The sequence below is a fragment of the Niallia sp. WK069_GA_01 genome (genome assembly GCF_983173855.1).
In genome coordinates, this window is the sequence record NZ_OZ470138.1 from 4,014,025 (window position 1) to 4,026,385 (window position 12,361).

The 12,361-nt window shown below is 33.4% G+C and carries 12 protein-coding genes; 1 reads left to right on the top strand and 11 read right to left on the bottom strand.

Annotated features, from left to right (window positions below; all coding sequences use genetic code 11):
* Positions 1-156: 156 nt before the first annotated feature.
* The 10 genes from AC5LWL_RS18705 to AC5LWL_RS18750 all read right to left on the bottom strand — a co-directional run bounded on the left by AC5LWL_RS18705 (position 157) and on the right by AC5LWL_RS18750 (position 8,856).
* Positions 157-522, bottom strand: a complete 366-nt coding sequence (locus AC5LWL_RS18705; RefSeq protein WP_493435718.1) for a PTS glucitol/sorbitol transporter subunit IIA — start codon at positions 520-522, stop codon at positions 157-159.
* 77 nt (positions 523-599) lie between these two features.
* A complete protein-coding gene (gene srlE, locus AC5LWL_RS18710) occupies positions 600-1,619 on the bottom strand; it encodes a PTS glucitol/sorbitol transporter subunit IIB (RefSeq protein ID WP_493435719.1) in 1,020 nt (339 codons plus the stop codon).
* Positions 1,620-1,641: 22 nt separating this feature from the next.
* Entirely contained in the window at positions 1,642-2,193 is a 552-nt protein-coding gene (srlA, locus tag AC5LWL_RS18715; RefSeq protein ID WP_493435720.1) for a PTS glucitol/sorbitol transporter subunit IIC, read from the bottom strand.
* Between the two features lie 12 nt (positions 2,194-2,205).
* Positions 2,206-2,658: a transcriptional regulator GutM gene (locus AC5LWL_RS18720; protein ID WP_493435721.1), complete on the bottom strand. Its 453-nt coding sequence runs from the start codon at positions 2,656-2,658 to the stop codon at positions 2,206-2,208.
* 18 nt (positions 2,659-2,676) lie between these two features.
* A complete protein-coding gene (locus AC5LWL_RS18725; RefSeq protein ID WP_493435722.1) occupies positions 2,677-4,611 on the bottom strand; it encodes a BglG family transcription antiterminator in 1,935 nt (644 codons plus the stop codon).
* A gap of 135 nt (positions 4,612-4,746) precedes the next feature.
* Positions 4,747-5,547 carry an SDR family oxidoreductase gene (locus AC5LWL_RS18730; protein ID WP_493435723.1) on the bottom strand — a complete coding sequence of 267 codons (801 nt, stop codon included), beginning with the start codon at positions 5,545-5,547 and terminating at the stop codon, positions 4,747-4,749.
* A gap of 323 nt (positions 5,548-5,870) precedes the next feature.
* Positions 5,871-6,065, bottom strand: a complete 195-nt coding sequence (locus AC5LWL_RS18735; RefSeq protein ID WP_493435724.1) for a ComZ family protein — start codon at positions 6,063-6,065, stop codon at positions 5,871-5,873.
* Between the two features lie 16 nt (positions 6,066-6,081).
* Positions 6,082-7,056 carry a BMP family ABC transporter substrate-binding protein gene (locus AC5LWL_RS18740; RefSeq protein ID WP_493435725.1) on the bottom strand — a complete coding sequence of 325 codons (975 nt, stop codon included), beginning with the start codon at positions 7,054-7,056 and terminating at the stop codon, positions 6,082-6,084.
* Between the two features lie 45 nt (positions 7,057-7,101).
* Positions 7,102-7,875, bottom strand: coding sequence for a hypothetical protein (locus AC5LWL_RS18745; RefSeq protein ID WP_493435726.1), 774 nt, complete (start codon positions 7,873-7,875; stop codon positions 7,102-7,104).
* A gap of 243 nt (positions 7,876-8,118) precedes the next feature.
* Positions 8,119-8,856, bottom strand: coding sequence for a lipase family protein (locus AC5LWL_RS18750; protein WP_493435727.1), 738 nt, complete (start codon positions 8,854-8,856; stop codon positions 8,119-8,121).
* Positions 8,857-9,376: 520 nt separating this feature from the next.
* Between AC5LWL_RS18750 and AC5LWL_RS18755 the strand changes: the two genes are divergently transcribed.
* A complete protein-coding gene (locus AC5LWL_RS18755) occupies positions 9,377-9,568 on the top strand; it encodes a YjzD family protein (RefSeq protein WP_493435728.1) in 192 nt (63 codons plus the stop codon).
* A 96-nt stretch (positions 9,569-9,664) separates the two neighbouring features.
* On the opposite strand, the gene clpB is transcribed toward AC5LWL_RS18755, so the two are convergent.
* Positions 9,665-12,262 carry an ATP-dependent chaperone ClpB gene (gene clpB, locus AC5LWL_RS18760; RefSeq protein ID WP_493435729.1) on the bottom strand — a complete coding sequence of 866 codons (2,598 nt, stop codon included), beginning with the start codon at positions 12,260-12,262 and terminating at the stop codon, positions 9,665-9,667.
* Positions 12,263-12,361 lie beyond the last annotated feature (99 nt).

Here is a 12,361-nt window from a genome sequence, read left to right on the forward strand (position 1 = left end):
ATCTTTGTTTCAAGACTTTAGAAATAACGATAAAAGGAGTCGATTCTTTCAACCTGTTTCACAGATAAAGAATCGACTCCTTTTTCCTATAGATAATAAATTTTCACTCTAAAACTCAGAGTCTACTAAGTGCTCTTTCTTTAATGGAAGCAGAAATTATTCATTAACAATTTTTAATTCTGTCCCTAACTCTATAGTCGGAACATCTTTATTTTCTAAATAAAGGGTACCAGGAAGTTCTGGAATAGTAGAGCCATCAAATCTGATTGAAATATGTCCTAATGTAGTTAAATTACGCTGCACTACATCTCCAACGGATGTTATTTCAAATTTATCGCTGTTAATATAAAGCTTTTGTCCTGGTTTAATTTCCCCATCGACATGAACTACTTGAATGTTATAGCAGAAATCTCTTAAGTCTTGTGGAGCTTCATTTCCAAAAAGAATAATCATCTTTTCCTCCAAAAATGAGTTAGCAAATGCACCAATACTTTGTACTTTATTTTCATAAATTGTTTTCATATCATTTGGCAGCTTCTTTTAAAAGCGACCTTCTTCCCTCCTGCTATTTTTATTTTTTATTCAGTCATAATATATATTTAGCTGCTATATAGTCCAAAACTAGCAAGCCACGCTACAAACACCCTAGGGACACCAATTAAAAATCTTGAATAAAGAACCGCAGGCACTCCTACTTCTACTGTTTCCGGCTCAGCTTCTGCCAATCCTAATCCAACTGGTATGAAGTCACATGCATTTTGTGTATTAATGGCAAATAATGCTGGAAGCGCTAAGTTTGGGGGAATATTCCCTTTGCCTATTTCAACGCCAATCAGTGTTCCGATAATTTGAGCAATTACACCACCTGGCCCTAGCAACGGTGATAAAAATGGCAACGAACAAATAAATCCAATTAACAATAATCCCCATATATTCCCTGCAAGTGGTGACATCAATTTTGCAAAGAAGTTACCTATCCCAGATCCTTGGATAATCCCTATTAATAGGGATACAAATGCCATAAATGGAATAATTGTATTAATTAATGTTTGAACAGCGTCACGACCTGCTTGATAGAAGGTATTAATAACTTTTCCTGCTCCGAGTCCAATTCTAGTTAAAATGCCTTTATTTTTATTGGCAGCCATTGTTTGCGAAATTTTTTGCTCACTATTGTATTTGAATTCTTTTTTAGGATGCGGCATTTTCTCCGCTGCAGCAGCTACATCAGAAAAGTCTTCTTCTACAAATGGAACTATTTGCTCAACGTCTACTGCCGATACATAAATATTTTCTGTTATAAATTTGGCCAATGGGCCACTTTTCCCAGTCGGCATAATATTTACAGTTGGAATACCCTTTTGTGGATAAATTCCGCATCGTAGAGTACCTCCACAATCCACAATAGCGAGCATAATTGTCTCATCTGGAACAGACGTTCTGAAACCGTTTACAGTTTCAGCACCAGTTAATTCAGCCAGTTTATCTACAATAGCTGGTTTTGCACCTCCACCTGTAATATAGACAATTTTATTTCTATCAGCCGTAGGTGTGATTGTTAATGGTCCTCCAAAGCCACCGCTGCCTTTCATAATTTTTACAGAACGATATTCTGTCATCTCCAAAACCTCCCTTTATTTATTAATGATGTAATTTGATATCTGTATTTAATTTAATACCTTGCTGTTTCTCGACCATTTTAGTTGTAAAATCCGTCATCCAACCTGCAAAAAAATTCATTACTATCCCAACAAGAAAGTATCGGACAGCTAATTCTGCTGTACTAAAACCTAACTGCTCGATACCTGCGGCTATTCCTAAAAAGATAAATAATTCCCCTGGATTAATATGAGGAAATAATCCATTACTTGTATGACAAAAATAAGCACCCGATGCATAATAGCTAGGTTTATATTTTTCAGGTAAAAAACGGCCTAATGATAAAGCCATTGGATTTGCTAGCATAAATGATCCGACAAAAGGAAGCACCATATATCTTAATAACGGATTTTTGGAAGATGCCCTTGCTAAACGATTAATTCGATGTTCACCAATTAATTGAATTAAAGTATTCATCGCTACCATTAACAATAATACAATAGGTACAATCCCTTTCATCCATGACACAAATGTATCGGCACCTGTACGAAATAAATGCAAAAATCCTTCTGCAAATGTTACGATAATATCCATCTTTTTCACCTCTTATGATTTTTTTATAGAAACGACTTTTTCAGCCTGCATAATCATTCGTCTAAAGAGACTATTTTTTTCCGGAATTTCTCCGCCGCTCATAATAATTTTGTAATTGCTTGCCGCATCGAGAATTGCCTGTTTAAGCAATCTATTGCAGTGAGCTACTTCATTCTCATCAATTTGTTTAATATTTTTATTTGTAAACCCGTTCAAATCGCGAAATTTTGCTAAAACTGTAACCCCTTGCATTTTTTTCGCCTTTATTATTATTCCGCTGTTATTAACAGCAAACATAACAATTGTTCCTGCTTGAAATTTTCCTGGCCTCTTACCAATAGCAACTTTTCCAATTTTCCTTAATTCTATATAGGCTTTTGTAAAATGTTTAATTTGCCAATATCCTAATGCCATTTGAAGAAGAAAAGCACCTGCAATAAAAATCATAATCATGTACATTTGCATTTTTGTCACTTCCTATTTTTATCTTTTCTTCATCACATTTACCTGTTCTAAACATCGGGAAATTTCTTCGTAACTTCTCGCTTCTGTGAGCTTATTGACTATTTCCTGCCTCGAAGCAAGATGAATAATCTCATCATATATTTTTACTAATAGACTCGCATCATAGTCGGTTTGTTTTGGTAGTCCTAATAAAAATATTAATTTAACTGACTTATTTCCTTCTATTATATTTTCTAGAAAAACACCTAATGCCAATTGAATAGAATTTGATTGATAGTTAATAGTATGAGGAAGTGCAATGGCTTGATCGAATAACATTGTTCCTTTTTTTTCTCTTTCCACAAGCCTTTCTAAGAATTTTTCATCTACATATCCTAATAAAGTTAAATGATTAACCATCATCTCTAAATTTTCATGGTAATTTTTATGGCTATCTAATAAAAAGAATTTGTCCTTATCTATTAATCGTTTGAGTATGGAGTAATGACTTTCCGTATCCTTAAGATTAAATTTTTTCAAATAGCTTGCTTTTTCAACTTGTTGTGCCACCATTTGTTCGTTAAAAATTTCATGGATTCTGATCAAAGGTGATTCTATTTCAAAAGGCAATAAAATAGTAGTAAACACAAGGTCATATGATTCTAGTAGCTTTGTAGTGCACTCTTCTTCTGAAATTACATCTATTTTTGTATTGTGATGTAGAACTTTTTGAAGCTGCATGCTTATTAATTTAGAAGTTCCTCGTCCTGTTCCACAAATAACTGCCACCTTTTGAAATCGTTTATTCTTCCCTTCATGATCATCAATAAATATACAAAAGTAGAAGGCTAAATAACCAAGTTCATCTTCAGAAACAGAAACACAATACCTTTTTTGTATCACTTGACCTGCTACCTCCGCCATCTTAAATGCAAGTGGATACTTTTCTTTCACATCGCCTAATAAAGGATTTTTCAAATGGGTACCAAACATTAGTCTATTAAGCATAAAAGTTAAATGATATTGCAAATCTGTAAAAAAGCTTATATTTTGCTTCATAATTTCTTTATCAAATCCAAGTTGTTCCATAATTGCGTCAATCAAAGCCTTTATATCTTCTGTGATTGTTATATCTGCAATCGTACGATTATTTGTCGGCGTTCTTCTGCCTGCTATTGGAATAGCAAGAAATAGAATTTCTGAGTCTGGTATGCTAATTGGTAAACGCAATTGAATGACTTCCACTAATTTCTTTGCTATTTGATAGTCTTTTGAATGTTGCAGCTTCTTATATTTATTATCCATAGTTTTTAAAGACTTATTTTTCAAAAGACGATCCAGCATCACAATAATCGTCTGCATTAACCGCGTTTGAGTATTTGATTCAAAATCGTATTCATACATCACTTCCATTAATGCATGCGATACATCCTTATCTAATGGATATTCATCGTACAAATAATTAAAAATATGATCAAGTATAAAAAAACGCAAATGTAATTCTTCACCAGTTAAATACATACCATTGTTCTGTTTACCTTTTATAGACAAACTATATGTCTGAAGAGCCAATGCTGCCTTCTTCAGCTCATTTACCAATGTTGTTCTGCTTATATTCATGCTGTATGCCAGTTCATCTAATATGATAGGTTCATCACTGGTTATTAGTTTATCTATTATGGAGGCCAGCCGTTTCTGGGAATTATCATAGGTAGTATTCGTATTAGTTTTTAATTGTATTAATAAATCCTCAAACACCTGCTGATTGAATACCTGTAAAGAAAATCCTTTTCCTTTTTCATTATTTATTGCAGCGATTTCCTTAAGATCATCATTTAGTTGCCTGATATCATTTCGGATCGTCCTAGTACTCACCCCTAATGTAGTCGCTATATATTCTAGTGAACTATACATTTTTTTTCTTGTTAATTCTATGATTTGAATAACTCGATCATCCAAATTTATTTCGTACATGTAATTACCCCTTCAAGCACATTTATCCATTCTAGGTATCGGACGGATTCCCTTTTGCTTGTAATAATGTAGAATATTTTCGAGCTATCTTCCTTATGAACATTCAGAAAAAGGGTTTAAAAACGCAACAAGTGGTTAACCACGTGATTTCCCACCTGATATATTAAAAGTAGTTCCTGTAATATAACTTGCTTTTTCTGAAGCTATATAACAAACTAATTCGCCAATTTCTTTTAATTTTCCTTCTCTTCCTAAAGGTATTGATTTACTGTAGTCCGTTGTTAGACCTTCCACCGTAACACCTCGTGTATAGGCTAATGCTTCATTATAAGCATGGGTTCTTAGCCCTGTTTTCTCCAGAATTCCTGGTGCAATAGCAACAACACGAATATTATATTTGCCTAATTCCTTTGCCCAAGCTCGACTAAAAGAAATTAACGCACCTTTTGTAGCGGAGTAGCAACTTTGACCTGCCGATCCTTCTTGACCTGCTTCTGACGCAACATTTATTATTACACCACTTTTTTTCAATAACATATTTTTTGCTGCGGCTTGGGAACAAAGAAAGGGGCCTTTTTGATTTATTGCCACCATAATATCAAAATCTTTCTCATTTAATTCATACTCTGGCTTTTTCCCCTCTATATCCACTAATAATCTCGGAAGGTTTATTCCTGCATTATTTACGAGAATATCAATGGATCCAAACAAATTCACTGTTTTTGTTATCATTTCATCCACACTTGTTTTCTTCGATACATCACATTTAATTAAATAGGATCCATTTGTTTGCTTTCCTTCTTCTCCATTTAAATCAGAAACCACTACCTTTGCTCCGTTGTTTACTAATTCCTCAGCTATGTGAAAACCTATGCCTGATGCTCCGCCAGTTACAATTGCTACTTTCCCTTCCAATTCAAGCCATGATTTTTCCATATTTTTGTCCTCCATTTCTTTTTTTTGAAGCGTTTTCATTTATCTTCATTTAGTATAAAACGAATAAAGAAATAGATTAATACGGAGTTTTTCACACAAAAATGAAATCATTTAAATTACTCTCAAATTGACTGGTAAAGGAACTATTTTATCGATTGAATAACCATTTAAGTTCAAATTAAAAAGACTGCCCGAATGATACGCACAGCCTTTCTAATTGTAGTTCATCTAAACTCTATCCATTACGGATGATAATACTTTCACTAGCTATTCTTTTGTATAAAAACAAAAAAACACTTTATAAACTGCCTTTTATTATGAAATTAATTATCCTTCTTCTCAGCATCTGATTTCCCTAATTCATATGCCTCGTTCATTACTTTCGTAAATAAATTCATAAACGGTTCCAACATTTCAAAAGAAAGCTCTACACCTGCTTTTTCTAATTCTCCTTTTGCTTCCGGTAAGTATTTCATTGCGATTTGCATAAACTCCATTGTTTTTTCTTGGTTTGTCATGATAATCCTCCAAAAATTATTTAGCCTTTTTTTTCGGTAATTCTCCTGTTTTTTTATAATGATCCATTTCTTTATAGATTCTATGCTTAAATGCCTTATCTATCTTGGGACTAAACTTTCCTAATGAAATAAATTCATCTTTCATGCTAACATGAATATTTCCAGGTAGAAGTTTACCTTCATTAAAGTCTTTTGCTATTTTAGCATAAATTTCAGGTAAATATTGAATCGTACTTGTCAAAACGGTAAATTCTCCAAGAGTGGATTGTTCTGACATATAACCAATTGCATACAATCCCTTTTCTTTCAACCTCTCTATTACTGCTATATTATAGTTATTTTCTGCTGCATAAATAACATCCGCTTTTTGTTCCAGCTGTTTATCCAATAAATGCAATACTTCCTCTTGATTATTCTTATCAGGAACATTGGTTGTTATCACTTTTACACGACTATTTTCGTGTTTTGCTCCATCATGGAATCCTTGTACTTCAGCAGACTGTGACTCTAAGGTGGACAAACTAGCTACAGTATTAGTTGTTGTCATATGTCCAGCTACCATCCCTGCAAAATAACCACAAGCATATCCTTCTAAGACAATACTTGTCGTATTGCTATTTGTTGCTTGCCCATTAAAACTGACAAAATGAATGGAAGGATATTTACTTGAAATCTCATTAAAGTAATCGGCAAACAATTGTCCATTGCCGATGATCAAATTAATTCCCTTATTTTTAAATTCTTTGACCGCTCTTTCTATAATAGCCTCAGAAGTTATCTCTTCCTTATAATAAACATCAATATTGTATGTTGACTGAATCATTAATAATCCTTTATACCCTTTAGTCCCCACCATTTGGTCACTAACTGTTCCTTCAACCAGCAATCCCACTTTTTTTATTTTTCCGTTTTGATTGGCTTGTCCACAAGAAACGAGAAAAAAAGAAGATAAGAGGATGGAAGTTAAAAGGATTAATTTTGTCTTTAACATTCTTTTTGCCTTTCCCATATCCCCTTGTATGGTTTATTCATATTTTTAATCTATATACATCATAATATGCTTTCTTTGTATTTCCAAGTTTTCTGATATGTTATTTTTATTTTTCACGATAATGGTAGAAACAGAGTCACTGAAACAACAAATGCTTGTTTCCTTTGTATCTTGCTTCCAATCAAGGGAATTCTTACATTTATTCCAATGATTCTCTACATTACTTTTTAAGACAACTTCTCTTTCTTTCCCCTGAACAATTTGATTCACTATTTCCGTAATTGCATCATCAATATAAATAGCGTCTTCTGTATATTCCATTTCATGCTTTTTGATTGTTTTTCTTTTATCTGCTAATATTTGTTGAAACAAAAAAATTTCTGGTTGCCACGGACCATAAATCGTTGGTAAATAGATGATTTGATATGCTTGTTGGTGTAACTCAAACAAACTTATACTTTCCTCCATTATTTTCTTTTCAATCGTAATAGGACAAATTATCACTATCTTCTTTTTGGTCATTTCTTTTATTAATGCAGCTTCCTTATAGGCAGACAGAAGGGTAAGTACTAACTCGTTTTTCCTGTCTAACGTATATAAATCAAATATAATCACCTCTACATCTGCACACACTAAATAACCCCAATCTTTTTCCATAAAATTCGCATTTCTTCCAAAAACCATTTTTTTATCTTCCAGCTTATTTATTTGTACTTGAGGATAGGAAATTCCCATTATATCAATCCCTTTTTCTAACAGAGCAGAACAAAGGTGAATGCCGATAAAATGATATGGTCCAACAATAACAGCTTTTTCCATAATAAATCCTCCCATAAAACTTCATTAGTGTATACTATGCAAAAGCTACCCCATTATTTCATAATGATTGGAAGAAGAAAGCTGTTTGAAAAGATCCAAAGAAAAATATTCTTATTACTCTGGAAAGTGCTTATGACTTTAACAATACCTATTTCTTCTTAATAAAAAAATCTCCACAATGATAACCCATGGAGATTTTCTCTAGAATAATATTTAGTTGTCCGGACTTTTTCTAATAACGTCTTATAAATCTTTTTCATATTCTTGAAAAAAAACAACAATTTGATTAGGAATTGCACTCTTTTTCTCTGGTAATACGTAAGAAACAAAAATTGGTAAGCACTTCTTTTCCCATATAATCGATGTTTTTTTTAATAAGTTGGATTGATAATACGATTTCCCATCATGAAGGATATGAAAGATTTTCACCGGCAATTTCGTTTCTTCTAATTGAAATTCCTTTCTCTCTTGTAAGAAGGAAAGTAATCCATCTTCGTTAAGGTGAAAGGCTATTGATATTTCATTACACAGCTTTTTGAAAAAAAACTTATGCTCTTTTTCTCTCTCAAGATGCTCTCTTAAAGATAAAATAGGATTAAATAGTACAACAGAGCGAATGTTTTCCCTCATTTCTTTCATTAAATGGAGGGCAATTAATGCACCCATCCCTTCTGCTATGACATGAATTTTTTGATTGAGAATTTCTGTACGTATGATAAATTCATAAAGTCGTTTTGCTAATTGGCATGCTTTGTTGCTTCCCCAATTTTTTCCGTATAAATTAGAATAAAAGATTGTATAACCTTTTGCAAGAAGAGAATCAACCAACTGTTTTTTCCCTTCATTTTGTGTCCAAAAACTATTCGAGTTATTCACATAATGCCTGTCATCCCCGATTATTAAGACACCGAAACCATTCGGTTGAGATGGATAATGTATCATATTCCATTCGGTATCTAATTGGAAGTTCCGGTTCTCCATCACTAAAACTCCTTTTTTACATTTTCCTTTTAATAATGTATGAGCAATTTGTTAAAATGTAAGGGAATCTGCCTATATTTCTCTACTTCTTTTAGGTCCATGTAAACGAGATAGGCTGACGCAATAAAGAAAAGCGCAGGCGCCGGATGGGGACACAAACGCTAAGTTATCCCCAATCCACTTCATTTATAATTCTTAGACAATAAAAAATGAGTGGTTTTAACGTGCTTTTCATAAATCATTCTGTCTAATTATTTATCTTACATTGTATCAGCAGTCTCCTTCCTCATTCCATATATAGAAAGGAAGGCATAAGTTTTTCAATTTAGTCCATAATGTATAAAATAGTATGATCTTACTAAGTATGCTTCTATCTTTTTTAAATCAGTTTTTTTACTATTGGTTTGCATATGCGGATGCATTTTCTATTTTAAAAATTTTCGTCAATCAATAGACATTTATTATTTCGATTTGTTGTGATAAGATGAAAAAAGAATTGAAATAGTGTGAGGTGATTATAGTGCGTTATTTAGTAACATTCTTTTGGACATTCTTACTTTCTCAAATGTTAGTATATGTTATTAGCTCTATGGGCGGAATTGCATTCAACTTTAATTTTGGCGTTATCTTGAGTATTATTTTTACCGTTCTAACTATTCTACTAGGAAGCATTCTTCCAAATGACGATGCTCATGAAAAAGGAGCTCATTAATTCCTATTATAAAACGTTTAAGAAATCAAAACTAGAAAAATCTTACTTATTTTTAATAAACAATAAAAGAGAGGTATTTTTCCCTCTCTTTTTTGTTTACCCATGTATTAATACGATTTTATCGTCCTTCACATCAATTATGACATGGTCCTTTTCTTTTATCTTTTCAGCAATGATCTCTCTAGCCAATGCCGTTTCAACTGATCTTTGTAAAAAACGTTTAAGTGGTCTTGCCCCAAAGACTGGATCAAATCCATTAACTGCTATATATTCTTTGGCAGCATCTGAAATTGCAATCGTAATTTGCTGTTCTAAAAGCCTTGCTTCTAAATTAGCTACCAACTTCGATACAATCTCTTTTATTTCATTTAAAGCTAATGGTTTAAACAGGATAGTTTCATCGATTCTGTTTAAAAACTCTGGGCGAAAATGAGCTCTCAATTGACTCATGACCCCTGCTCTTGTACTCTCAGGAATTTCTTGTTGCTCTGACTGCTCTAATAATAGGTGAGAACCAATATTTGAAGTCATTATAATAACGGTATTTTTAAAATCAACTGTTCTTCCTTGAGAATCCGTTATTCTGCCATCATCTAATACTTGTAATAGAATATTAAACACTTCCGGATGTGCTTTTTCTACCTCATCCAACAATACAACAGAATAAGGTTTTCTTCTTATTGCTTCCGTTAATTGCCCGCCTTCTTCATATCCTATATATCCTGGAGGTGCACCAATTAAGCGGGATACAGCATGCTTTTCCATGTATTCTGACATATCAATCCGAATAATCTGTTCTTCACTGTCAAATAAACTAGTAGCTAAAGCTTTTGCTAGCTCTGTTTTCCCGACACCTGTCGGCCCTAAAAATAAAAAGGATCCAATCGGTCTATTTGGGTCTTTAATGCCTGCTCTTGCCCGCAGTACCGCATCGCTTACTAATTTTACTGCTTCCATTTGTCCAACTACTCGTTCATGCAGGATGCTTTCTAAACGCAGTAATTTTTCTCGTTCTTTTTCTACAAGCTTCGAGACAGGTATTCCTGTCCATCTAGCAACAATATTGGCAATTTCATCGTCTGTTACTTCTTCCCTTAACAATCGATTTTCTTTTTTTCGGCTTACCTTTTCTTCCAGTTCTTGCAATTCTTTTTCCAACTTTGGAATCGTTCCATGTCTTAATTCAGCTGCTTTATTTAAATCATAATTATTTTCTGCTTCTTCCAGTTCTCTTTTTTTCTTTTCCAATTCTTCTTTTTTCTCTTGAATTTTCTGCAAACCTTCTTTTTCCAGCTGCCATTTTGCGGTTAGCGCGTTTGCTTTTTCCCTTAAATCGGCTAATTCTTTCGCAATAGCATATAAACGGCCTTTGCTTTGTGTGTCTTCTTCTCTTTGAAGAGCTGCTTCTTCAATTTCTAATTGCATAATTTTTCTTGTTAATTCATCTATTTCTATAGGCATCGAATCAATTTCGGTTCTAATCATCGCACATGCTTCATCAATTAAATCGATTGCTTTATCTGGAAGAAAACGATCTGTAATGTATCGATCAGACATCGTAGCAGCCGCAATTAATGAACGGTCCTGAATCGCAACTCCGTGGTGTATTTCGAATCTTTCTTTTAATCCTCTTAGAATAGAAATAGTATCCTCCACTGTTGGTTCCGATACTAGCACTTGTTGAAAACGGCGCTCTAGAGCTGGATCTTTCTCAATATATTGGCGATGTTCATCTAATGTTGTTGCACCAATACAATGAAGCTCTCCGCGGGCAAGCATCGGTTTTAGCATATTACCAGCGTCCATTGCTCCATCCGTTTTCCCAGCACCAACAATGGTATGAAGTTCATCAATAAATAAAAGAATGTGTCCATTGCTGTTTTTCACTTCTTGCAAAACTGCTTTTAAGCGTTCTTCAAATTCTCCTCTAAACTTTGCTCCAGCGATTAATGCTCCCATATCAAGAGAAAAAATTGTTTTTTCTTTTAAACCTTCAGGCACATCTTTTCGAACAATTCGTTGGGCAAGCCCTTCCACTATAGCTGTTTTCCCTACACCTGGCTCTCCTATCAACACCGGATTATTTTTTGTTTTTCTTGATAAAATACGGATAACATGCCGAATTTCATTATCTCTTCCGATAACAGGATCAATTTTTCCAGCACGAACATCTGCAACAAGATCACGACCATACTTTTTTAGCGCTTCATATGTTGCTTCAGGATTTTTAGAAGTCACCTTTTGATTCCCCCTTATTTGCATCATTGCATCTACTAGTTCGCTTTTCGTTATACTCATTTCCTTCAGTATTTTCCCTACATTGGAGTTTTTCTCTAAATACGCAGCAACCATTAAATGTTCAATTGAAAGATAGTCATCCTCCATTTTTTTTCTTTCTTCATCTGCTTGTACCATTATTTTTTGAAGGGTATTTGTAATATAAATATTCCCTTGCTGTGTACTGCTTAATGTAACTTTTGGTCTTTTTTCTAAATCTTTTATTAGTTTCAGCTTAAGCTTTTCTGTGTTTTTATCCAATTTTGTTAAAATAGAGGATATTATATTATCTTCTTGCTCTATAATCGCTAAAAATAAGTGAATATCATCTATTTCTTGATGGCTTTCTTTCACGGCAATCGTTTGTGCTTCACTTAATGCTAATTGTACTTTTTCTGTCATTTGATCTATATTCATTCATAAAAGCCTCCTTTGACCTTTATTGACCTTTAATTATATTATAGGCTTTTTTATCCATATGTAAAGCCATCCGATTTGTTATTCGGATGGCTTAAG